Annotated in this window: 26 protein-coding genes; 14 read left to right on the forward strand and 12 right to left on the reverse strand. The window is 39.1% G+C overall.

Annotated features, from left to right (window positions below):
- Positions 1 to 82: 82 nt before the first annotated feature.
- From tatB to A3217_RS02180, 6 genes are read left to right on the forward strand one after another with little or no spacing between them, the layout of a single operon-like run.
- The gene (tatB, locus tag A3217_RS02155) at positions 83 to 613 is read left to right on the forward strand and encodes a Sec-independent protein translocase protein TatB (RefSeq protein ID WP_066387374.1); all 531 of its coding nucleotides are present in this window, start codon (positions 83 to 85) and stop codon (positions 611 to 613) included.
- Between the two features lie 2 nt (positions 614 to 615).
- On the forward strand, positions 616 to 1371 hold the full coding sequence (gene tatC, locus A3217_RS02160; RefSeq protein WP_066387376.1) for a twin-arginine translocase subunit TatC: 756 nt from the start codon (positions 616 to 618) through the stop codon (positions 1369 to 1371).
- A 6-nt stretch (positions 1372 to 1377) separates the two neighbouring features.
- Positions 1378 to 2517 (forward strand): tRNA preQ1(34) S-adenosylmethionine ribosyltransferase-isomerase QueA, encoded by a 1140-nt coding sequence (queA, locus tag A3217_RS02165; RefSeq protein WP_066387378.1) that lies wholly within the window; start codon positions 1378 to 1380, stop codon positions 2515 to 2517.
- Positions 2514 to 3143, forward strand: coding sequence for a 16S rRNA (guanine(527)-N(7))-methyltransferase RsmG (rsmG, locus tag A3217_RS02170; protein WP_066387381.1), 630 nt, complete (start codon positions 2514 to 2516; stop codon positions 3141 to 3143). The genes queA and rsmG overlap by 4 nt, the downstream gene beginning before the upstream one ends.
- Positions 3140 to 3373 carry a PP0621 family protein gene (locus A3217_RS02175; RefSeq protein ID WP_066387384.1) on the forward strand — a complete coding sequence of 78 codons (234 nt, stop codon included), beginning with the start codon at positions 3140 to 3142 and terminating at the stop codon, positions 3371 to 3373. Before rsmG ends, A3217_RS02175 begins: the two co-directional genes overlap by 4 nt.
- 1 nt (position 3374) lies before the next feature.
- Positions 3375 to 3752 (forward strand): hypothetical protein, encoded by a 378-nt coding sequence (locus A3217_RS02180; RefSeq protein WP_066387385.1) that lies wholly within the window; start codon positions 3375 to 3377, stop codon positions 3750 to 3752.
- 29 nt (positions 3753 to 3781) lie between these two features.
- On the opposite strand, the gene A3217_RS02185 is transcribed toward A3217_RS02180, so the two are convergent.
- The 5 genes from A3217_RS02185 to A3217_RS02205 form a co-directional block, all read right to left on the reverse strand.
- On the reverse strand, positions 3782 to 5572 hold the full coding sequence (locus A3217_RS02185) for a peptidoglycan D,D-transpeptidase FtsI family protein (RefSeq protein WP_231860265.1): 1791 nt from the start codon (positions 5570 to 5572) through the stop codon (positions 3782 to 3784).
- Positions 5573 to 5699: 127 nt separating this feature from the next.
- A complete protein-coding gene (gene fliE / locus A3217_RS02190; RefSeq protein ID WP_066387388.1) occupies positions 5700 to 6023 on the reverse strand; it encodes a flagellar hook-basal body complex protein FliE in 324 nt (107 codons plus the stop codon).
- A 30-nt stretch (positions 6024 to 6053) separates the two neighbouring features.
- Positions 6054 to 6548: a flagellar basal body rod protein FlgC gene (gene flgC, locus A3217_RS02195; RefSeq protein WP_066387391.1), complete on the reverse strand. Its 495-nt coding sequence runs from the start codon at positions 6546 to 6548 to the stop codon at positions 6054 to 6056.
- Positions 6549 to 6563: 15 nt separating this feature from the next.
- The gene (flgB, locus tag A3217_RS02200) at positions 6564 to 7001 is read right to left on the reverse strand and encodes a flagellar basal body rod protein FlgB (protein WP_066387396.1); all 438 of its coding nucleotides are present in this window, start codon (positions 6999 to 7001) and stop codon (positions 6564 to 6566) included.
- Between the two features lie 104 nt (positions 7002 to 7105).
- Positions 7106 to 7546: a Fur family transcriptional regulator gene (locus A3217_RS02205; RefSeq protein ID WP_066387398.1), complete on the reverse strand. Its 441-nt coding sequence runs from the start codon at positions 7544 to 7546 to the stop codon at positions 7106 to 7108.
- 233 nt (positions 7547 to 7779) lie between these two features.
- On the opposite strand from A3217_RS02205, the gene A3217_RS02210 reads away from it, so the two are divergent.
- Positions 7780 to 9825, forward strand: coding sequence for a hypothetical protein (locus A3217_RS02210; RefSeq protein ID WP_066387400.1), 2046 nt, complete (start codon positions 7780 to 7782; stop codon positions 9823 to 9825).
- Positions 9826 to 9838: 13 nt separating this feature from the next.
- Positions 9839 to 10348 carry a phosphatidylglycerophosphatase A family protein gene (locus A3217_RS02215; protein ID WP_066387402.1) on the forward strand — a complete coding sequence of 170 codons (510 nt, stop codon included), beginning with the start codon at positions 9839 to 9841 and terminating at the stop codon, positions 10346 to 10348.
- Here A3217_RS02215 and A3217_RS02220 read toward each other — a convergent pair.
- Together A3217_RS02220 and A3217_RS02225 are read right to left on the reverse strand one after the other, a co-directional pair.
- A complete protein-coding gene (locus tag A3217_RS02220; protein ID WP_066387404.1) occupies positions 10331 to 11368 on the reverse strand; it encodes a glycosyltransferase family 4 protein in 1038 nt (345 codons plus the stop codon). The genes A3217_RS02215 and A3217_RS02220 overlap by 18 nt on opposite strands.
- A gap of 89 nt (positions 11369 to 11457) precedes the next feature.
- Positions 11458 to 11685 carry a hypothetical protein gene (locus A3217_RS02225; protein ID WP_066387406.1) on the reverse strand — a complete coding sequence of 76 codons (228 nt, stop codon included), beginning with the start codon at positions 11683 to 11685 and terminating at the stop codon, positions 11458 to 11460.
- A 246-nt stretch (positions 11686 to 11931) separates the two neighbouring features.
- Between A3217_RS02225 and A3217_RS08945 the strand changes: the two genes are divergently transcribed.
- Positions 11932 to 12156 (forward strand): hypothetical protein, encoded by a 225-nt coding sequence (locus A3217_RS08945; protein WP_197456903.1) that lies wholly within the window; start codon positions 11932 to 11934, stop codon positions 12154 to 12156.
- Between the two features lie 19 nt (positions 12157 to 12175).
- Here A3217_RS08945 and def read toward each other — a convergent pair whose 3' ends face one another.
- The 4 genes from def to tig are packed head-to-tail and all read right to left on the reverse strand — an operon-like array spanning position 12176 to position 15783.
- Positions 12176 to 12679, reverse strand: a complete 504-nt coding sequence (gene def / locus A3217_RS02235) for a peptide deformylase (protein WP_066387410.1) — start codon at positions 12677 to 12679, stop codon at positions 12176 to 12178.
- The gene (locus tag A3217_RS02240) at positions 12648 to 13754 is read right to left on the reverse strand and encodes a diguanylate cyclase domain-containing protein (protein WP_066387412.1); all 1107 of its coding nucleotides are present in this window, start codon (positions 13752 to 13754) and stop codon (positions 12648 to 12650) included. Before A3217_RS02240 ends, def begins: the two co-directional genes overlap by 32 nt.
- A 9-nt stretch (positions 13755 to 13763) precedes the next feature.
- Positions 13764 to 14351 carry an ATP-dependent Clp endopeptidase proteolytic subunit ClpP gene (clpP, locus tag A3217_RS02245; RefSeq protein ID WP_066387417.1) on the reverse strand — a complete coding sequence of 196 codons (588 nt, stop codon included), beginning with the start codon at positions 14349 to 14351 and terminating at the stop codon, positions 13764 to 13766.
- Between the two features lie 37 nt (positions 14352 to 14388).
- Entirely contained in the window at positions 14389 to 15783 is a 1395-nt protein-coding gene (tig, locus tag A3217_RS02250; RefSeq protein ID WP_066389682.1) for a trigger factor, read from the reverse strand.
- A 92-nt stretch (positions 15784 to 15875) separates the two neighbouring features.
- On the opposite strand from tig, the gene fliI reads away from it, so the two are divergent.
- From fliI to A3217_RS02265, 4 genes are all read left to right on the forward strand, one after another.
- On the forward strand, positions 15876 to 17225 hold the full coding sequence (gene fliI / locus A3217_RS02255; protein WP_066387418.1) for a flagellar protein export ATPase FliI: 1350 nt from the start codon (positions 15876 to 15878) through the stop codon (positions 17223 to 17225).
- A 76-nt stretch (positions 17226 to 17301) separates the two neighbouring features.
- Positions 17302 to 18339 (forward strand): UDP-glucose 4-epimerase GalE, encoded by a 1038-nt coding sequence (gene galE, locus A3217_RS02260; protein WP_066387425.1) that lies wholly within the window; start codon positions 17302 to 17304, stop codon positions 18337 to 18339.
- 71 nt (positions 18340 to 18410) lie between these two features.
- Entirely contained in the window at positions 18411 to 18587 is a 177-nt protein-coding gene (locus A3217_RS09180) for a hypothetical protein (protein ID WP_197456904.1), read from the forward strand.
- Positions 18588 to 18624: 37 nt separating this feature from the next.
- Positions 18625 to 19860 (forward strand): HD domain-containing protein, encoded by a 1236-nt coding sequence (locus A3217_RS02265; RefSeq protein ID WP_066387427.1) that lies wholly within the window; start codon positions 18625 to 18627, stop codon positions 19858 to 19860.
- Between the two features lie 17 nt (positions 19861 to 19877).
- On the opposite strand, the gene A3217_RS02270 is transcribed toward A3217_RS02265, so the two are convergent.
- Positions 19878 to 20384, reverse strand: coding sequence for a peptidylprolyl isomerase (locus A3217_RS02270; RefSeq protein ID WP_066387429.1), 507 nt, complete (start codon positions 20382 to 20384; stop codon positions 19878 to 19880).
- Positions 20385 to 20489: 105 nt separating this feature from the next.
- On the opposite strand from A3217_RS02270, the gene A3217_RS02275 reads away from it, so the two are divergent.
- The gene (locus A3217_RS02275) at positions 20490 to 21527 is read left to right on the forward strand and encodes a hypothetical protein (RefSeq protein ID WP_066387431.1); all 1038 of its coding nucleotides are present in this window, start codon (positions 20490 to 20492) and stop codon (positions 21525 to 21527) included.
- Positions 21528 to 21550 lie beyond the last annotated feature (23 nt).

Consider the following 21550-nt stretch of genomic DNA (forward strand, 5'->3'; position numbering starts at 1 on the left):
TATTCCGATTAAAATTTTTGTTTAAATTAATCATTTTTACACTAAAATTGCGCGTTTGATACACATAAAGATAAGGTTTGCAATGTTTGGCGTAGGCATTTTTGAGATTCTTGTCATTTTGATAGTGGCGATTATTTTTTTAGGACCAGATAAACTACCCCAAGCAGCCGTGGATATTGCTAAATTTATGCGTGCGCTTAGAAAAACCATCAATGATGCAAAAGAAACCTTTGACAATGAAGTGCGCCTAAGCGAGCTTAAAAAAGAAGCGCTTTCTTACAAGGAAACACTGACAAAAGACATCACGCAAAGTATGGATTCTCTAACCTCCATACCAAAAGACATCACAAATGAAATCACCAAAAGCCTAGATGAGACGGATTCTGACACATCAAAAAATACAGAATCTATACAGGCACAAAATGGCGAAATCCAAAAAAGCCCAGAAACTTTGGCGTTAGAAAGCCTTAATTTCCAAAGTGAAGCCATTGATAAGGAAATCGCTGAACTCAATCAAAAGGCTTTGCAAGAAAATGAACAAAATGAAACAAACTACACACATAACGAGAAATTAGCAGCGCAAAACACACAAGATTCTAAAAACAAGGCTTAGTAATGTTTGAAGATTTAAAACCACATTTGCAGGATTTACGCAAGCGACTTATTATCTCGACACTTACGTTGCTTGTGGCTTTTGGCGCGTGCTTTAGCTTTTGGGAATTGCTCTTTGACTTTGTTGCAGCACCTATGAATAAGGCACTAAGCAACGACACTATAAACGCGCACCTTGCCACACTTAGCGTGTTAGAGGGTGTGTTTGTTGCATTGAAAGTCGCGTTTTTTGCCGCACTTGTGGTGTCAATGCCGGTTATTTTTTGGCAATTTTGGCTTTTTGTCGCGCCCGGACTTTATAAGCACGAGAAAAAAATCGTCCTGCCATTTGTGGGCTTTGCAAGTGCGATGTTTTTCGTGGGTGTGGCGTTTGCGTATTATCTCGTGTTGCCTGTGGTGATTGAGAATGTCCTGCTTTTTGGGAATGATAAGTTTGAGGGAAGCATTAGCGCGGATAATTATGTGATGTTTTTTACAAGGCTAGTTATCGGCTTTGGCATTACCTTTGAGCTACCGGTGCTTAGCTATTTTCTCGCGCGCGTTGGAATGATCACAGACCAATCGATGAAGAATTTTTTTAAATATGCGGTGGTGATTATTTTTGTCATAGCAGCACTTATCACGCCACCAGATGTGATTTCACAGATTTTTTTAGCAATTCCACTTATCGGGCTGTATGGTGTTTCAATCCTCATTGCAAAAATGGTAAATCCCGCAAAGGAGCAGGATTTAGAGCAAGACTTAGAAGAAGAAAATTAAGATTCTATGCAAGAGCCAAGCCAAAGAGATTTTTTTTTAAAATCTTATGATTATGATTTGCCAAAAGAGCTTATCGCCTATGCGCCCACAACGCCAAGAAGTGCGGGAAAGCTCCTTGTGTATAAAAGGGTGCAAAAAAGTATTGAACATTTTTATTTTAGCGATTTTTGCGACATTATTCCGCGTGAAAGTATCCTTGTGTGTAATGATACAAAAGTGCTTAAGGCGCGCCTTTTTGGGCGTAAAAAAAGTGAAAGATTTCAAAGTGAAAATTCTAAATTATACGAAATCTTTTTTCACAAGCCCTTAGAATCTGGTGATTGTAAAACATTAGATTCTAAAGAGTTGGATTCTTTCCATTCCTCTGCGCCCAATAAATCTACACCTACACGCTTTTTAGTCCAAACACGTGGGAAGATTAGGTGTGGGGATTGCATTGTGCTAGATTCTGGAGTGCAGGTGCGAATTTGTGAGATTCTCTCTAATGGCTTGCGCGTGGTGGAATTTCAAGATTCTAATGGGAAAATTTTAGATTTTTCTCAAGTTTTAGAGCTTTTAGAAAATCACGGCTCTATGCCCCTGCCGCCTTATATTAAGCGCGGAGCAAACGCCCAAGATGAGCGCGATTATCAAAGTGTGTTTGCAAAGTATGCGGGCGCTGTGGCTGCACCTACGGCGAGTCTGCATTTTAGCGCACAGGATTTTAGCGCGCTACAAAAGCACTATCAAACCTGCTTTGTGACGCTACACATAGGCGCTGGGACATTTCAAGGTGTGGAGAGCGAAGATATTAGAGCACATACAATGCATTCAGAATCTTTTTTTATCTCACCGCAAAGTGAGGAAATCCTGCAAAAACATTTGAATGATGGCGCACTCCTTTGTATCGGCACAACTGCCGCGCGTGTGGTGGAAACATACGCAAGAGGGGCTAAAAATAGCGGCGAATGCGAACTTTTTTTGCATCCGCATAATCCACCGTGTGCAAAATTTGGGCTTTTGACAAACTTCCACCTTCCAAAATCCACACTTTTAATGTTTGTAAGCGCGCTCATTGGGCGAGAAGAGACTTTGCGCGTTTATGAGGAGGCAAAAAAGACGGGCTATAAATTCTACTCTTTTGGCGATGGAATGTTAATCTTATGAATCTGAAAAATCCTCAAACGAGAGACTTAAACGCACTTTTGTGCGAAAATAAAATAATGTTAGATTCTGCGCAAATAGCGCGTTTGGAATCTTTTGCAGCACTTCTTTTGCATTGGAATAAAACGCATAATCTTAGCGGAGCGCGCACAATGGAGGGAATGCACGAAAATATTGTGGATTCTTTGTATCCTTTGTGTTTTTTGCAAACCTTTGAAAATGTGCTTGATATAGGCAGTGGTGGAGGGTTTCCGGCGATTCCTCTAAGCATTGCGCGCCAAAATGCGACTTTTATCCTCCTTGAGCCACGCGCGAAACGTTTTTCATTTTTGCAAAATGTGATTTGTGAGCTAGGGCTTAAAAATGTGAATGTGTATAAAGCACGCTTAGAATCTCTTGCTTCCCCACTGCAAGTTGATTTAATCACTTCACGCGCGGTGATGCCAGCCTCAAAACTCATAAAAATATCGCGTACCTTTTTGCGCGAAAATGGCTATTTTTTGCTTTTCAAAGGTTCAAATTTCAAGCGAGAAATGCCAAATGCAAGCCAAAATGAGTGTTTTACAAGAAATGATAGAATCTACTTTTACGCAAAAAATTCTTTTGATGTTGTAAGGAGTGAGAAGTGAAGTATTTGTTAGTTTTAGTCGGTGTTGTGGCGTTTGTGTGGTTTGTGCTCTTACGCCCAAGGCTTAAAAAAACATCAAGTATTGGAGAATCTAAGCGTGAAGATTCTAAAAGACTGCAAGGTGAAACAATGGTGGAATGCGCGCTGTGTGGAAGTTTTGTCTCACAAAATGATGCGTTGCAAAGAGGCGGGGTTTTTTACTGCTCGCAAGAATGCTTGCAAAAGGTGTAAAATGCTAATTTTTGGACATTCACATATCACAATGCCCCATTTTAGGCGCGTGGAAAATATTCAATCTATCCAAACAAGCCCAAATGATAGTATCGTGTGGTTTAGACATAATGAAAATTTTGCGCTCTTAAAGCATTGCAAAGAATTTGAGATTCCCTGTGCTGTGATGGTGGAAAATATGATTGATTTTATGCTATGTGCGCACTTTAGCCCGCGCTTTTTGTTGGTGGATTCTCACGCGCAGGAATATCAAAAAATCATCGATACTTATTTGCTAGATTCTAAACTTTTATGCGTGGTTGAAGACTTGAGCGAGATAAAATCCCTCGCTCCTTATGGCATTGATGGTGTGATAACAAAGGCATATTTGGAGCTGTGATTTTTAATCATCTTGCTAGAAAAGCAATTTTAAGAATCTTGCAATTCAAGTGCAGTTTGAGCATCTTGGGGCTTTAGATAGCCTTCATTTACAAGCATTTCAACAATTTCTTTAAAAATCGGCGCGGCTGTGCGCGAGCCATAGTAGTCGTTTTGGATATGAGATTCAAAGACGACAACGCCTATGGTGTAAGTTTTTTGAGAATCTTTTGCAAAGCCAAAAAATGAGCCATTGTATTTGTCAATATAGCTTCCATCTTTTGCAATTTTTGCCGTGCCCGTTTTCCCACCTACTATGACGCCTTCCACTGATGCGGGCTTGCCTGTGCCTTTTTGCACGACATCAATGAGGAGCTCTTGCATTTTTTGCGCGTTATGAGAAGAGAGAATCTGCAAGGGCTGCGGTGTCGGCGCGATATAGCGCTCTGTGCTTGGTGCGCTAATATATTGTGTCACGCGCGGTGTGATGAGAAATCCACCATTACTAAAGCTCGCATACGCGCGCATAATCTGAACAAAAGTCGTCTGCAAACCATAGCCATAGCTCAAAGTTGCCTTTGTGGCTTCCTCGATATTGAGACGTCGCACACTTGGGAGCGAGCCTTTTTTCTCATAAGGTAAGTCAATGCCTGTGATATCCGAGAATCCAAATGCTTTTAGCGCAGTATGCAGGCTTTGAGAATCTAGCGGGGCGCTAAGTTTCACCATACCGATATTGCTAGATTTTAGTAAAATCTCTTCTGGTGTGGCGTTTTTTACAAGCGTGCTATCGCGGATTGTGTAGTTTTTAATCTTCACCACACCGCCTTCTAGGTCAAAAACCTGCTTTGGATTTATCATATTTTTTTCAAGCAAAATAGCGTAAATGATAGGTTTAATCGTGCTTCCGGGCTCATACACGCGCTCAATCGCACTCAAATTTAACACAGAATAATCTTGCAAACTTCGCAAGGTGTTTGGATTAAAGCGATTTGAGCTCCCAAGTGCCAAAAAGCGCCCACTTTGAGAATCCATAATCCCTGCAATCACTTCCTGCACATTATAGCGCGCCTTCGCCTTGTCTAAAATCATCTCTAGCTTGTGCTGCACACGTAAAGGAATGCTTAGAGTGATATTAAAGCCATCTTGACGCAGTTTTTTTACCGCGCTTTTATCCATAATCACATTAAAGCCGATGTCGCGCTTCCCGCTTACAAGTCCATCTTGCTTAGAGCTTAGAATCTCATTGTAATATTTTTCAACACCTTTAAGTCCATAAACACGCGTGATTCCATCGATTTCGTTTTTTTTCACATAGCCGATGAGTGGCTCAAGCACGCTTGAGTAAGGATAACTGCGATTTATCCCGCTGACTTGGATTGTAAGTCCCTGTTTTGGGATTACCACGCCTTTGGCATTTTCATATTCCTTAAACACATCATAACGTAGCAAAATGAGATTTAAGCGCCGCAAGTTTGTCGCCACACTTGGCGAAAGTCGATAGGAAAGCACGACATTGCCCTGCGCTTGAAACTTTTTATACACTTCACTTGTAGGAATCCCGCTATATATTGAAAAGAGATTCACAAACAATTCTTTTTTTTGCGGGTCGATGCTTTGGGTGTTGATACTTGCTTTGTAAAGCTTTGAGCTTGCAGCCAATTCGAAATTATCAGAGCTAAAAATCGATCCGCGCAAGGCAGTATCGATTTTGGCAACCTCCAACGTTGGAAGTTTGCGTGGGGTGATAATTTTCACATAAATAATGCCTAGAAATGCCACAAAGCACAGCAATAGAAAGAAAAAAACGCTTAAAATAACCGCTACTTTTCGCTCTCGCAAGATACTCCTTTTGGCATTATATGCACAAAAATTCTAAGAAATTATCTCAAAATCTTTAAATATTGGGTCGTGTAGAAAATTTAAAAAAGCAGAGATTGCACCTGAATTTTATACCTGTTTTATATTTTTATACCTGTGTTCTCATAATCTCTTTATACGCGTTAATTGCTTTATTTCTCACTTCTAGCATAACTTTCATACTATTTTCCGCCTTGCTAATAGCAATTGCCGCATCGTGCAAATCTTTAATTTGTCCTGTCGCCATATCTGCAAGCGCTTTTTCGGAGGTTTGTTGCAAGGTATTAACATCATCAATTGTTTGTTTAAGCGTTTGGGTAAAATCAGGTCCATCATATTTTGCGCCATTGGCTTTGTTTCCAGCACTTGAAATGCTATTTATATCAGTATGAAGTATGTCACTTTTGATAACGCCAAATTGAATATCTGCCATTTTTTTCTCCTAACTCTTCACCAAGTCATTTCATGCTTGAAACATACTAATCGCGTTTGTCGCCATATTTTTCGCGCTTTGGAATGCGCTAACATTAGCTTGATATGCCCTTGTTGCTTCGATTAAATCGGCCATTTCTACGACTGGATTAACATTGGGATACGCCACATAGCCTTCAGAATTTGCATCTGGGTGACTTGGATCGTATTTCATCAATGGCTGTCTGTCATCACGCACGATTTTGTGAATATAAACGCTCATTATAGCAGGTTTTGGCTCGATTCCCAAATTTCCTTCACCAAGTGGATCTTCATATTTGAGCTGATTGTTTTTCGTGCCTAAGCGCTCATTTAGCACCTTATTGAAATCAAACGCACGAAATACCACTTCCCTACGTCTATATGGTCCACCTTCATCAGTGCGCGTGGTGTTGGCATTTGCAATATTTGAAGAGATAATGTTTGTGCGCACGCGTTGCGCAGAAAGTCCATAACCGCTAATATCAAAACTAGAGAGAAAAGACATTTTTTGCTCCTAAAATTAGTTAAGATTCTTTCCAGAATCTAGAGCGTAGCTAAAGATTCCCTTATGTCGCTTAAGTGCGGAGGTTAGGGCTTGATACATTGTAGAGTTTTTGCCCATTTCGCTAGTTTCTACATCTAAATCCACGCTATTGTCGTCATTTCTTGCTAAATGCCCATCGCGGAAAAACATTGTCGCCTTATTTAGTAAGCTTTGCTTCCCGTCAAAATGTGAGCCCTTACTTTGGATAAGTGGAAGTTCTGTGTTTTTATCTTTTTTAAACACCTTATTTGCGCTCTTTGCGAGATATTGTTCGAAATTAATATCTTTTGGTTTATAAAATGGCGTATCAACATTTGCGATATTTGAAGAAATCAAATCCTGCCTAAGCGAGCGAAAACTAAGGGCTTCATAAGTGAGCGGATAGACTTTTGAAATATCTTTAATTAAGCTCATTTTTTCTCCTTAAAACTTCTCAATAACTACATAAGTTTAAAGCAATAAATATGCCAAAATTATTGCAAAAAGAGTAAAAATAGGGATTTTGTTTTAAGAGATTTTCAAGTTAGAGGTGAAATGTAGTTTAAGTTGGATTTTTTCGTACACTCTGGGCAAATACCAATAAGCACCGCTGAAGTATCATAAAGTTTGTAGCCGCTTTTTTCCGCACCTAATGCTTCTAGCGCGCTTGTATCGATTTTAATATCTTCCAGTTTTCCACATTTTTCACACGTCACATGGATATGTCTATCGCAAGCAAGCTCATATTTTTGCTTTTGACCGGGAGCCTTAACTTCGCGCAAAATATTTGCTTCACAAAGCGCACTAATATTTTTATAAATAGTTGCAAGCGAGATAGAAGGGTAAAAATCCCTTATGTGTGCGTAAATCTCATCGACATCCATATGCCCATTTTTTTTGATTTCATTAAGCATCGCAATGCGTTGCGGGGTGATTTTGAGATTTTTTGCCCTTAAATCCTGTGCTACAAATTGTTGCATTCTTATTCCTGATTAATTAACTATAGTTTTTGCGCGCATTATAAAAATAAAAGTTAAGTTTTGGCAAATGAAATTAAAATTCGCACCAATAAATCCTAACATTTACAACTTAAGCCTTAATGAATATTAAAGCGCAAATTTTGCTACAATAGCGCGCTTATTTAATGTTTCAGAATCTAGGCAAGTTTATAAATCCGAGTTTTCATAAATTACATACATTAAAGGATAGAGAAATGAAAAAATTTTTGTTTTGGCTTTTTGGGATTATTTTTGTGCTTGTGCTATTGCTATTTGTCGCACTTTTTACACCCATTGGCAATAACCTATTTAAGCCACTTTTACAAGCACAGATCGATAAATACGCGCCACTAAAATTGGAGCTTGAAACTTTCAAACTGCGCTTTAATTCTATGGATGTGCTTGTGCGTAATGAGGAAAATATCATCATTACTTTAAATGGGGATTTTTCGTTTTTCTCGCAAGATGTGGATTTAGCGCTCAAAGTCGATGCGAGGGATATTAGCATTTTTGGTGAGCTTGTGGAGACACCACTAAGCGGGAGTTTCACACTAGAAGCACTCGCACAAGGAAATATTCAGAATCTTAGCCTACGTGTTTCAAGTGATATTGCGCACTCTTTTAGTCTTATTAGCGCGTTTGTAAAAGATTTTAGCTTAGAATCTATAAGGGCAGATATTAGAAATTTACAGATTCAAGAAGCGCTTGCAATGGTTGGGCAGAAACCTTATGCAAGCGGACTTTTGGGCGTTCAAGCAGATATAAAAGGAAATGAAAACTTGGAATTTAACGGGCGTGCGGATATTAAAATCACGCAGGGTGCGCTTTCACAGAATCTTGTCAAAAAAGATTTTGGCGTGGAGATTCCAAAAATAAATTTCACAAACACACTCGCCCTTATCTTTGATATGGACAAAGTCGCACACACACTGCAATTTAACTCAAATGTGGGCGTGATAGAATCTGAAGGGCAAACAACGCTTGAAAATCTTTTCACAAACAGCACTTATAGTATCAATCTCTCAAATCTTGCGCTATTTGCACCATTAGTAGGTATGCCTTTAAGAGGTGAGTTTAAAACGCAAGGAAGCGCGCTTGGTGCGATTATGCAAAATCTTGATATTCAAGGTGTTAGCAATGTGGCAAATTCTAAAACGAGCTATGCGTTAAATCTGAAAAATCTTGCGCCAAATACCGCGAATTTAGGGATTAAAGATTTAGAGATTCACAAGGCACTTTGGATTCTTAGTATGCCACAATATGTCAAAGGCACGCTTACAGCAGACATTGACGCATCAAATCTTGCCAAGAAACTTAATGCCACGATAAACGCGCAAATCAAAGCTAACACGGAAAATGCGGTGATGAAAAAAGAATTTGAGCTTGATATGCCAAAAACGCCATTTGAGCTCAATGTAAGCGTGGATATCAAAGAGCTTAAAGGCAGTGCGAATGCGATTTTTAGCTCGCCCCTTGCGATTTTAGAAGCAAAGCCAATAGCACTAGATTTAGAAAAAATCACTTTTAGCGCACCTTACACACTCACACTTCCAGATTTAAGCAAGCTTAAATTTGCAACTAAACTCAAACTTGTTGGCAAAATCTTAGCGCAAGGAAAATTTAGCTTTGCAGATATTCTATCCGCAGATTTTCACACACAAAGCCTAGGTGGGGATATTAAAGGTGAGCTCAAAGATTCTCAATTGAATGCAAAGCTTGATTCTGTCAATACATTAAGTTTGCTTAAAATGCTAAATACAAGTCAAATCTTTAGCTCAACACTTTTTGGCGACTTTGCCTACGATACTAAAACCTCGCAAGGCACGCTTAAAGCGAGTATGAAAGAAGGCAGAATCTTGGAAAATGAATTGACAAAAAATATCAAGCAATATTTGAAGTTTGATATGGTGGGCGAGGTGTATAAAGATGTTGCGTTAAGTGCGAATATTGATGAGGCAGTGATTAATTCTGCCTTTAGCCTTGCGAGCAAAAACACCACAATAAGCAGTGAGCGCACAAAACTTGATTTTGAAAAAGAAAGCATAGATTCTAAGATTTCCGTAGGAATCAAAGAAAATAAGGTTGATGTGTATCTCACAAATGCCATTAGCAAGCCGAATGTAAGAGTTGATGCGAAAAATTTGCTTATCCAAAACGCGCAAAAAGAAGTTGGCAGACAGGTTGAAAAACTCCTAGAAGATGAAAAAACTAAACAAAAAATCCAAGAAGGGGGCAAAAAACTTCTTAAGGGCTTGTTTTAGTAAGGATTAAAAAATGAAAAACAATGCAAGGTGGGCGTTTTTAAGTCTTTTATATGTGGGGAATATCAAAAAGGCACCAGGTACTTTTGGCACGTTGGCAAGCCTGCCTTTTGCGCTACCAATTTTGTTTTTTTCCCAAGAAAGTCTATTTTTATGTGCGTTGTTAGTTGGTGTGATTGCGACAAAGCAGATTGATATTTTCGAGCAAAATGGTGGCGCGCACGATGATAAAGGTATTGTTATTGATGAGCTTGTGGGTATGTGGGTAGCGCTAAGTTTTCTTAACCCTCACGAGCTTTTGGATAAATCGCTTTTTTGGTTATGTGGCGGGATTTTTGTTAGTTTTTTGCTTTTTAGAATCTTTGATGTTTTCAAGCCCTCGTTTATTGGCAAAATCGATAGAGAGGTAAAAGGCGGATTTGGCGTGATTGGTGACGATGTATTGGCTGGACTTGTGGCTGGGATTTGCGTGAAACTTTTTATATTTGGAGCACTACTTTTAGAATCACACCTTGCGTCTTAAAAAGACATAGCAAAAACTATACAGCACCATAAAGCTCACGCTTAAGACAATGAGTGCCGACGTATTTTGATACAGCATGCAACTTAGGATAATAAAAGGCGCGTTGCAAATCCAAAGTAAAAGTGAAGTTTGGGCATTTTTAAAAGATGAGGTTCGTGTGCGTTTTGAAAGCCCACTAAAAAGCAAGGTGTGTAAATGTAGGTCATCTGGTTGCATAGCTTGAAGCTTTTTGCTTTTACGCCGATAGATTGAAAAGAGCACTTCCCATACTGGATATATCATAACGCTAAACCCAAACCAAGTGCTGACATTTGCATTTTTTTGCGTCAAAAGGATAAGTAAGAATCCTGCCAAAAAGCCCAAAAAATATGCCCCACCATCACCTAAGAAAATTTTACCTTTTGGAAAATTAAGCACAAGAAATCCTAAAATTGCCATAATGATAAGAATACAAATCTCAAAAATATCTTTATCTTTGACTTCAAACGCCACAAAACCAATAGCCCCAAAAATTAGCAGGCAAATCCCGCTGGCAAGCCCATTAAAGCCATCTATGATATTGATAGCATTTGTAACGCCCACAAGCGCAAATATGCTAAAGAGCACACCAAGCACCTTTGGCAACTCAAATCCAAGCGACAAATCTTTGATATACACGCTCATCAAAAAGCACGCTAAAAATGCGCCAAAACATTGCAAAATAAGTCTTATTTTGGGATTTAGCGAGGAACTAAAATCCTCTGCTAGCCCGCTAAAAAAGATGATAAACGCACCAAATAAAAGCCCAAGCATCAATCTATCATAACCAAAAAAAAGCATATATGAACAGCAAAATGCTATAAAAATCCCCACGCCCCCAGCTCTAGAGGTGTTATCGGTGTGGAATCTTTGTGGTTTTTTTGAATTTGCAGAATCCACAAAAAAATACAAGTGTTTTGAAGTAAGAATAGCCATTACACAAAGGCAAAAACTCGCTACAAAACCCACAATACTCGAGAAAATAAGATGCTCGCTTATCATAATTCCAACTCCTTAAAATAGGGCAAAATATGCATTGTAATATATATTCTTTGTGTTTTGCCTTAAGGGAAAACACACTACGAGCGCATTTACACATCATTTACTTGACGTAAAATATTACCTAAACATCGAAATGCTTTGTATTTTGCACGTGTTAATCGCGTATCATAAAGCGCGCGATAGATAAAGATGTATTCCTTTAAACTTGCTTTATTGCAAAACTCGACATAATGGTGATTTTCAAGCAACAAAATATAGCGAATTTGGCGTTTTTTAGCTAGTGAGATTTTGTTTATGCCTTTATGAATTTTACTCAAACTGCCTCCTTTGAAAGGTTTTGAAATTTTTGTATGAATTTTTATGTATATGTAAAATGAATAAATATGTTACAATTTTTGGAGTTTTTTAAAAGCTCCTTTTAGAATCTACCAGAATCCACTCTCTCTTAAGAATTTGTTAAGAAAACCTGTATAACCGTGCCAAAGGGATATTCGTGAAAAATGTAAGATTGAAATGTGCTCTTTTCAATCTATCGAAAAAAGTTTATACGCGGATTATCGCCAATGCAACCTGACAAAATCCATTTCCATATGCTAATTTTTAAACGCTTTGTAAAAAGTAATCCTTTGACTTCGATGAGTATTTGCGCGTTGCAAGTACCTTTCATCGTGTTGAGCTGCATGTTTTATAACAATACCTTTGTGCTTATTGGCATAAGTGTGCTTTTTGTGCTTATGTATGTGTTTATATACAAACGCCTTGTGTATTTTGCGTGGAAAGGTAAGTAATAAAGGCTCAAAGAAAATATTATTTTTGCTTTTTGAGTTCTTTTTCAAATTTCTTGCGTTTTAAAATCGGAAGTTTATCAACAAATAAAACCCCATTAAGATGGTCAATCTCGTGCTGAATTGCCACGCTTAGAAAATCTTCTGCCTGCAAAAGCTTGTCATTCCCAAAACGGTCTTTATACGTAAGGCTAATATGCGAAAAGCGCGTGGTGGATTCATAAAAATCTGGCACTGACAAACAGCCCTCATTCCACGCAATCTCGCCTTCTTGCTTTAAAAATACAGGATTAATGATTTCTAGCAAATCCTCTTTATACTGCTGGTTGTCTTCGCGCGGAAGGTTGATGACAAGAATCTGCTTTGCCACACCAACTTGAATCGCTGCTAATCCCACGCCATTGCGCTCAATCATCGTCTCATACATATCATCAAGTAAAGTATGCAACTTAGAATCAAACACCTCCACAGGCTTTGACTTCTCTTTCAGACGCTTATTGGGGTATTTCAAAATTTCCAAAATCATCGTCTATGCCTTCTTGGCTATCTTCACTTGCTTGCGACTTGTATATTTCAAAGTGTTTGTTCTCTTTTTTCGCAGATCCTAGTGCTTCTTTAGTGTTTTCAAGATTCTGTTCTACGCTTAAAGTTGTGTCAAATTTACTAATGCCAACCACCACTTCGAGATTTACCTGCTCATCGTTTATATATACATTGCTTGTTTTTAGGATGTTGAGCATTTCTTTGATAAATTCTTGACTTTGAGATTCTGTAATATTGCGTATAAACACGCCAAATTCAGAATCCCCAAGATAGCAAAGGCTATCATTTTTGCCAAGCTGGTCAAGAAGTATTTTTGAAACCATCTTAATAGTTGTGATAAACGATTTTTTATCCTTGAGTGCTTTAAGTAAATTTTCGCCCAGCTCTATTACACAAAGCACGCCATTGCACGCAAGATCAGAATCTATCTGGCATTCTTTGGCAAGTTGAGAAAGGAAAAACTCCTTATTATAAATCCCAAGCGTGGTATCATACATAGAGTTCTTTTTCATATCAAGCAGTTCTTCATAAGTCGCGCCATAAGATTTTGCAATCCCTTTGATTTGGTTAAACACACTTTGATACGCACTTTGCACATCTTTTAAGAGAATCTTAATAGCGTTTTTGCTCGCAAATGGATTTTCTATATTTTCTATCTCTGTGATTTTTTCTTGCGTTTTTTGCTCGATTTTTTCTAGATTCTTACACACCACACCAATACTTTCTAATATTAACTTTATCCCGCCAAAGCTCCTATCAACATTCTTTTCAAGCGCGATAATTTTAGTCGTATAGTCGCGCGCTTCCCTTGCGTGGATAATTTTATTTTTGACTTCTTCATTAGTTTCTTGCTTAAGGTTGCGCTCAAAAATACTTTCAAAATTTTCCGGAAACGGTAAAATATTCTCATCCTCGAGAATCTGCATAGTTTTTTTGGAAATATCTCTTAAATGCTCTTTGGCTAGGCTTTCTGTATCGGCTTCTATCTTGTCTGTTGGCGTGTCACTTTCAAGCTCTAGCCCCAAGCTCCCAAAAAAATCATTATTATTGTCTAGCATCTTTTGCCCTTATTTTAAGCTTTTGTTTAAAATCTCATCGACTAGCCCATACTCCTTTGCTTCCTCGCTACTCATAAAAAAGTCTCTTTCCGTGTCTTGCGAAACTTTTTTAATACTTTGTCCTGTGTTTTTTGCCATAATTTCATTGAGAATCTTTTTCAAGCGCAGAATCTCTTTTGTCTGAATCTCAATATCTGTCGCTTGCCCCTGCGCGCCACCTAATGGCTGGTGAATCATAATGCGTGAATTTGGCAAGGAATAGCGCTTGCCCTTAGTTCCGCTACTAAGCAAAAATGCTCCAGCACTCGCAGCCTGTCCAATACAAATCGTGCAAATATCTGGGCGGATATAATTCATCGTATCATAAATGCTAAATGCGCTTGTAATCACGCCTCCGGGGGAATTGATATAAAAATTTATATCTTTCTCTGGATCCTCTGCTTCTAAGAAAAGCAATTGTGCGACAATAGAGCTTGCCACATGGTCATTTATCTCCCCACTTAGCAAAATAATGCGATCTTTTAAAAGGCGAGAGTAAATATCATAACTGCGCTCCCCTCTACCTGTGCGCTCAATCACATAAGGAATATAAGTCATAACCTGTCCTTTTTTTGTTTTTAAAATTGAAATCTATTCAAGAATCTTTTATTGTCTTTGACGTGCTTTTTGGCTTTTCGCCCTCTTGCGAGGTTTTAGAATCTTTAGATTCCTTGAGCTTCTTAGAATCTTCTAATTTAGAATCAAGCAAGAAGTTTAGAACCCTATCTTCAATCATCGCCATTTTAATCGCTGGTAAAAGATTATTTGCCTTATAATACTCCATCATTGCCTTTGGATCCTGCCCCATCATCATAGATTCATAATAAATTGTCTGCAACACTTCATTATCTGAAATGACAATATTATTTTTCTTTGCGAGCGCGTCCATAATGAAAGTTACTTGCACGCTTTTTTGCGCCTCTTCTTTGAAACTATCGCGCTTCGCCTTAGCTTTTTTCTCATCGTTTTTGATTTCTTCAAACTCTTCTGGCGTGATAGCGTTTAGCGCATTGCGGAATAAAATATCCATTTCTTGCTCGACAATAAGCTCTGGTAAATCAAAGCTAATCTCTTTAATAAGCGCAGTCAAAAGCTTTTCTTTCAATTCTTTATTATATGCATTTGTTTTATTTTCCACTTCTAATTGTTCTTTAATGGCGTCTTTCAATCCTTCCAATGTGCCAGAATCCCCAAGCACAGATTTTGCAAACGCATCATCAATTTTTGGCAATTCTTTTTGTGAAATCTTATGCACGCTGACTTTAAACTCCGCATTTTTGCCTGCTAAATGCGCTGCGTTATATTCCTCCGGAAAGCTAACCTGAATCGTCTTATTTTCTCCTGCTTTCATACCAATAAGAGAATCTTCAAAGCCCGGGATAAACTGATTTGAGCCAATGCTAAGATTATAATTCTCTCCATTACCGCCTTCAAACGCCTTCCCATCGACAAAACCTTCAAAATCAATTGTCGCTATATCATCTTTTGCAAGTGTATGTGTTTTTGGCATTTCCTTAAGCGGCGCGCGTGATTTTGCGATTTCTTCTAAGCGCTCTTCAATTTGCTTTTTGCTAACAGCCGGGAGTTTGACTTCTGGCACGCAAGAAAGCGCCTTATCTACATTAAATTCTGGTGTGAGAGAAATTTTTATCTCCACATCAATTTGTCCATCTTTTTCCTCAAACTTTGTAATTGCGGGATTGCCTAGAATCTGCGTGTGTGAAATCCCTAATTTTTTCGCACCTTCTGTGAGTAAATCTTGAATCGCTTCTTGCTTAGAATCTTGGTCGATTTGCTCTTTGTAGCGCATTTGGATAAGGTTTTTTGGCACTTTACCTTTTCTAAAACCATCAAGCTTTATGTTTTTTGCGATTTTTTTAATCACACCCTCAATCTTTTCTTCCAAAGTCTTTTTGGAGATATTCCCGCTCACACTTGCATTTGCGGAATTGTATTTTTGCGTATTGATAGTAGAAGTTGTAGAATCCATATCTTTCCTTAATGAGTTATGAAGTATAATGCGCGCGCATTCTAGCAAAAGATTCTTAAAATTTAGATTATTATTACAAAAGGGACGCATATATGCCGCTTTCGCAAATCCGCCAAAAACTCAAAAATAATATCAACCTCTCTCCTAGCTTTGGCAATGTGATAAAAGTTATGCCAAATATGATTGTCGCACACGGAATCCGCCCAAGTGTAGGCGATATTGTGGAGTTTATCTCTAAAGATTCTCAAAATGAAAATTTTCAAACGCATCAAAATCGCCAAAAAGAGCAAAGCAGAGAGCTGGGAATGGTAAGCGCGATTGAAGAAGATTCTTTTTTAATAAGCCCATTTTCCTTTGTAGAAGGACGCAAAAGTGGGGATATTGTGCGGATTGTGAATCCGGGCTTGCAAATCCCAGTGGGCGATGCGCTCAAAGGACGCATTATTAATCCGCTAGGCGTGCCAATTGATGATAAAGGCGCAATTTTTACAACTGATACCACACCACTTATGCGCCCACCCATAGGCGCGATGAAGCGTGGCGTGATAGATGAGATTTTTAGCGTTGGGGTGAAAAGTATTGATGGCTTGCTAACCTGTGGCAAAGGGCAAAAAATGGGAATCTTCGCAGGCTCGGGTGTTGGGAAATCTAGCCTTATGGGAATGATTGTCCAAGGTGCGCAGGCGCAGATTAAAGTTATCGCGCTTATTGGAGAGCGTGGGAGAGAAGTGCCAGAATTTGTGCAAAAAAATCTCGGCAATGATTTGACAAACACGATTATTATTGTCGCCACGAGCGATGATTCTCCACTTATGCGCAAATACGGGGCTTTTAGTGCGATGGCGATTGCGGAGTATTTCAAACAGCTTGGTAATGATGTGCTTTTTATTATGGATTCTGTGACGCGTTTTGCAATGGCGCAGAGAGAAATCGGGCTTTCCCTCGGCGAACCACCCACAAGCAAGGGCTACCCACCCTCAACTCTCACGCTTTTACCACAACTTATGGAGCGCGCGGGCAAGGAAGAGGGTGTTGGCTCAATTACAGCATTTTTTACGATTTTGGTTGAAGGCGATGATTTAAGCGACCCTATTGCGGATCAAAGTCGCTCGATTTTGGACGGGCATATCGTGCTTTCACGCGAGCTTACAGATTTTGGGATTTACCCACCCATTCAGATTCTCTCTTCTGCTTCAAGGCTTTTAAATGATATTGTGAGTCCCGCACATTTACAGGCGGTGCGGAAGTTTAGGCGCTTGTATGCGTTATTGAAAGAAAATGAGGTGCTTATACGCATTGGTGCGTATCAAAAAGGAAGCGACCCTGAGCTTGATGAAGCGCTTAGTAAAAAGACGTTGATGGAGGATTTTCTCAGGCAGGATTTGAAGCAAAAGTGGGAATTTGGCAAAACTTTAGAGCAGTTGCAAGTGATTATGGACTAAGTTTTTTGCTACAATGACACCTTTTTTGCAAATGCAACTTTTAGTTTGTAAATTTTTATTTTTAAAGGATTTTAGAATGCAAACCTTTCTTTTTACCGGTGCGAGTGGCTATATCGGCTCTCATAGTGCGTTTTGGTTTTTGCGCAATAGAGATGAGTGCAAAATTGTCATTTATGACAATCTAAGCACGGGCTTTGCACAAAATTATGAATACTTGCAGTCTGTATTCCCCAATCGCGTGGAGTTTGTCAAAGGTGATTTAAGCGAGAGCGCAAAGCTGGATTCTCTTTTTTCAAAACATAATTTTAGTGCGGTGGTGCATTTTGCTGCATCGCTCATTGTGAGTGAATCTGTAAGTCTTCCGCTAGTGTATTACAAAAACAACACGCTTAACACCACGCTTTTAATCGAGCTTTGCATAAAATATGGAATCCAAAAATTTATCTTTAGCTCGACTGCTGCGGTGTATGGAGAGCCAGATTCTAAACTTATCCCAATTATAGAATCCGCCCCACTCGCTCCAATAAATCCTTATGGTGCGAGCAAAATGATGAGCGAGCGCGTGCTTATGGATACGCATATCGCAAATCCGAACTTTAATTACGCGATTTTGCGTTATTTTAATGTCGCAGGGGCGAGTAGTGCGAATACTCAAGAGCTTTTAGATTCTAGTCGTGGTTTGGGACAAAGGAGCAAAAACGCCACGCATCTCATCAAAGTGGCTTGTGAGTGCGCGAGCGGAAAAAGAGAAGGTATGAGCATTTTTGGCAAAAATTACAAAACGCCAGATGGCACTTGCGTGCGCGATTATATCCATATTGATGACTTAGCCAGCGCCCACCTTTGCGCGCTCAAATTTTTAGAATCCACCAAACAAAGCGAAGTTTTCAATGTCGGCTATGGTAGGGGTTATAGTGTCAGCGAAGTAGTGGAAATGGTGAAAAAGGTGAGCGGTGTAGATTTCAAAGTTATAGATTCTGCCCCGCGCACGGGCGATCCAGCAATTTTAGTAGCGGATAATTTCAAAATAAAGCACCTCACTTCGTGGAAACCGCAATTTGATGATTTAGCTTTTATTATCAAAAGCGCGTATGAGTGGGAAAAGGCGTTTTAATTGCATTATAAATTATGGAACTAAAAATGCTAGGAGATTCTACAATCTCATAGAATCTTAAGGAAAAAACTATGAAAAAACTTTTTATTATAGGGATTTTTAGCATTTGTGGAATGTTTGCTTTGAATGCGTGCGGGAAGCCAAAGCCTGTGGGCTCGTATCAAGCGCTTGAGTGCAAAACAATCTGCGCGAAAGGAGAATGCCAGCAGCAGTGCGTCAATGTAAGCGGGGATTATTACAAAAAATAATTTTTTAAAATCTTAAGCTCACAACAAAGTCTAAATGATGTCACAATCCACAACGCCCACCACACCACCAAGCCAGCTAAAGTCCCCGCGCTTAAAAGGCGCGCTTTTACGCAAAATTTTTATCGCTGCAAGTATCCGTAGATGGAATGATCAAGCCACGCCGGTGGAATTTGTTGAGCTTGATAAACAGGCGCATAAAATCGTCATTGCCTATCTTTTAGCTCGCTATGAAGAGTTAGAAAATGGCGCGAAAATTGACTGGGAGCGCCTTATTTTGCAATTTTGCTTTGAATTTTTCGAGCGCGTGGTGCTTACAGACATTAAGCCTCCGGTGTTTCATCAGCTTGTCAAAACGCATAATAATGAGCTTGTAAAATTTGTGCTAAAAAATTTAGAATCTGATTTGGGTGCGTATGAATTTTTCCCAAAAATGGGTGAATATCTTACCTCGCATAGAGAAAATTTGGAAAAAAAGATTCTCAAAGCCTCGCATTATTACGCTTCAAAATGGGAGTTTGACATCATCTATCGCTTTAATCCTGAAATGTATGATGTGCAAAATATTAAGGACATTATCGATAGGCAGGTTGAAGAACATTACGAGCTAGCGGGTATGAAAAAAATTATGCTTTATAAGGACACGAGGGAGCTTATCACGATGTTTGGACAGCTAAGATTCCAAAAGCGTTGGAGTCAAACGCCCAGAATCCCAGCTACTTCTGTGTTAGGACACACGCTCATTGTGGCGTTAAGCGCGTATCTTTTAAGCTATGATTTGCCGTGTTGTCCGCAAATGCGGATTAATCACTTCCTTTGTGGGCTTTTTCACGATTTGCCAGAAATTCTCACGCGCGATATTATCTCCCCAATCAAACACACAATTAAGGGCTTAGATGAATTTATCAAAACCATAGAATCTCAAGCAGTGGGTGAGAAAATCCTCTCAAAAGTCCCGCATAACATACAAGAAGATATTCGCTATTTCACAGAAGATGAATTTAGCAATCGCTACAAAATTGATTGTTTCCCGCATAAGTCTTCAAGCGCACAAGAGCTTTTTGCAAAATTTAACAAAGACAAATTTGAGCCAATTTGTGGGGAGTTTTTAAAGCTTTGTGATCATCTAAGTGCATTCTTAGAAGCAAAAATTTCAATTGCACACGGAATCTCAAGCCAAGATTTGGCACAAGGTGCGGAAGGACTTCTTGAAAGATGTGGAAAAAAAGAGCTTTGCGGGGTTGATTTGGGTGCGTTGTTTAGGGATTTTGAATAACCCCTAAACAACAAGATTTATTGTGTATCTGGCTCATCGTCAAAAATTTCAATAGATTCTATCTTATCACCGACTTTTAGAGAATCTAGCACCTTAAGACTTTCGCGTTTATTTGGCATAATGCGCCCAAACACCGTGTGCTCGCCATCTAAATGTGGTTGGTCTGCAAAGCAGATAAAAAACTGACTTCCACCTGTATCGCGTCCAGCGTGCGCCATAGAGAGAGAGCCGCGCTTGTGCTGATTTGGGTTATTTGTGACTTCACACTTGATTCTATATCCCGGACCGCCTGTGCCATCGCCTTTTGGACAGCCACCTTGCGCAACAAATCCACTGATTACACGATGAAAATTTAACCCATTATAAAAGCCCTTTTTTGCCAAAGTCGCGAAGTTTGTAACCGCTTGTGGCGCATCTTGTGGAAAAAGTTTGATGAGAATCTGCCCCTTACTTGTTGTGATAAGCGCAAAATTTAGCTTATCTAGCGTGTCTTGATTGATTTCAAAAGTTTTGAGTGCCTCCATTGACTGCTCCTTAACATAAAAATTCCTTAGGTTATAAAAGGTGGCGCGTATTTTACCGATATAGCCAATTATTTAAGCTTAAAAATTTTTATCACAAGGAAAAACTTGCAAAATTTTTTTCAAAAACTTTCTATGATTGTTTTTTTATCGCTTTTATTCAGCGCGCACGCATTGGGCGATGTGATGCTAGAGGAAGTAGAAGAGATTGAATGGCTTGAAAAAAGCGCAGAATCCACACAAGAATTTTCCCAAAAAAATGCAGATTCTAGCGTAGATTTTCACTCGCTTAGCTCGCTTTTTTCCCAAAACACCACGCAGACAAATGAGAATCCCACAAACCCTATCTTGCCACAAAACCTTCTTCCACAACAATATATGCTAGAACACCCCTTGCCAAAGTGGATTTATGCCACGGCGATTATTGAAGTGTATTTTAGTGATGGTTCGCAGAGAATGGGCTTTGGCACGATGCTAGAAAATGGTTTGTTTATCACTTCTGCGCAGATTGTCTATGATGAGAAGCTTATCCCAAAAACCATTTACACCAAAATGCAAGATTCTAGCGCGCGCGTGCTTATCTGCACAAATAAGCTTAATGTTAAAGCTGTGGATACGCAAAACAATCTCGCACTTTTGGAATCTATCGCATCAACTGATGATTATTGTCATACGCGCGCAAAAAGCTACTATCACGACAGGATAGAAAAGCGCTATTTTATAGATATTTTCGCAAATCCAACACTTGCCAAAAAAAGCTCTTTTGATACGATGAATGCGCAAAAAAACAACACAAAAGATTCTATGATTTTTTATGCTTTTGTAGAGAGTTATTATTCTTTTGTCCCAAAGGTGCTTGAAGATGGCGATTTCACAAAGGCAAAAAATGGCGTGCAAGGCGCGCAGGTGGCATCAGATATGCAAGATTCTCAAAATTTGCTCGCGGTGTATGATGATTTCGCATATGGCAGAGCATTTTTTAGCAGCGATGGGGTGTTTTTGGGAATCCTTAGCGCAAAAGACAAGAATAATCAGCCAGTTTTTGCTAAAAGAGAGCTTATACAAGAATTTTTATGCTCTTTGCATCATCACGGAGTTTTAAAAGATAATGTCCTAAACTTCAAATGCACTCAAGGGCGCTTGTAGGGAATTGAAAAATTAGTTTGTGC

The sequence above is a fragment of the Helicobacter himalayensis genome (assembly GCF_001602095.1).
Classification (GTDB): domain Bacteria; phylum Campylobacterota; class Campylobacteria; order Campylobacterales; family Helicobacteraceae; genus Helicobacter_F; species Helicobacter_F himalayensis.

Bases quoted from the DNA above. Each gene is read 5' to 3' on its own strand.
- tatB (WP_066387374.1), top strand. From the start codon at position 83: ATGTTTGGCGTAGGCATTTTTGAGATTCTTGTCATTTTGATAGTGGCG.
- tig (WP_066389682.1), bottom strand. From the start codon at position 15,783: ATGGATTCTACAACTTCTACTATCAATACGCAAAAATACAATTCCGCA.
- A3217_RS02215 (WP_066387402.1), top strand. From the start codon at position 9,839: ATGAAAAACAATGCAAGGTGGGCGTTTTTAAGTCTTTTATATGTGGGG.
- A3217_RS02180 (WP_066387385.1), top strand. From the start codon at position 3,375: ATGCTAATTTTTGGACATTCACATATCACAATGCCCCATTTTAGGCGC.
- A3217_RS02265 (WP_066387427.1), top strand. From the start codon at position 18,625: ATGTCACAATCCACAACGCCCACCACACCACCAAGCCAGCTAAAGTCC.
- A3217_RS02240 (WP_066387412.1), bottom strand. From the start codon at position 13,754: ATGCTAGACAATAATAATGATTTTTTTGGGAGCTTGGGGCTAGAGCTT.
- tatC (WP_066387376.1), top strand. From the start codon at position 616: ATGTTTGAAGATTTAAAACCACATTTGCAGGATTTACGCAAGCGACTT.
- A3217_RS02210 (WP_066387400.1), top strand. From the start codon at position 7,780: ATGAAAAAATTTTTGTTTTGGCTTTTTGGGATTATTTTTGTGCTTGTG.
- A3217_RS02270 (WP_066387429.1), bottom strand. From the start codon at position 20,384: ATGGAGGCACTCAAAACTTTTGAAATCAATCAAGACACGCTAGATAAG.
- def (WP_066387410.1), bottom strand. From the start codon at position 12,679: ATGATTTTGGAAATTTTGAAATACCCCAATAAGCGTCTGAAAGAGAAG.
- A3217_RS09180 (WP_197456904.1), top strand. From the start codon at position 18,411: ATGAAAAAACTTTTTATTATAGGGATTTTTAGCATTTGTGGAATGTTT.
- A3217_RS02220 (WP_066387404.1), bottom strand. From the start codon at position 11,368: ATGATAAGCGAGCATCTTATTTTCTCGAGTATTGTGGGTTTTGTAGCG.
- fliI (WP_066387418.1), top strand. From the start codon at position 15,876: ATGCCGCTTTCGCAAATCCGCCAAAAACTCAAAAATAATATCAACCTC.
- fliE (WP_066387388.1), bottom strand. From the start codon at position 6,023: ATGGCAGATATTCAATTTGGCGTTATCAAAAGTGACATACTTCATACT.
- clpP (WP_066387417.1), bottom strand. From the start codon at position 14,351: ATGACTTATATTCCTTATGTGATTGAGCGCACAGGTAGAGGGGAGCGC.
- flgC (WP_066387391.1), bottom strand. From the start codon at position 6,548: ATGTCTTTTCTCTCTAGTTTTGATATTAGCGGTTATGGACTTTCTGCG.
- queA (WP_066387378.1), top strand. From the start codon at position 1,378: ATGCAAGAGCCAAGCCAAAGAGATTTTTTTTTAAAATCTTATGATTAT.
- A3217_RS02205 (WP_066387398.1), bottom strand. From the start codon at position 7,546: ATGCAACAATTTGTAGCACAGGATTTAAGGGCAAAAAATCTCAAAATC.
- flgB (WP_066387396.1), bottom strand. From the start codon at position 7,001: ATGAGCTTAATTAAAGATATTTCAAAAGTCTATCCGCTCACTTATGAA.
- galE (WP_066387425.1), top strand. From the start codon at position 17,302: ATGCAAACCTTTCTTTTTACCGGTGCGAGTGGCTATATCGGCTCTCAT.
- A3217_RS08945 (WP_197456903.1), top strand. From the start codon at position 11,932: ATGCAACCTGACAAAATCCATTTCCATATGCTAATTTTTAAACGCTTT.
- rsmG (WP_066387381.1), top strand. From the start codon at position 2,514: ATGAATCTGAAAAATCCTCAAACGAGAGACTTAAACGCACTTTTGTGC.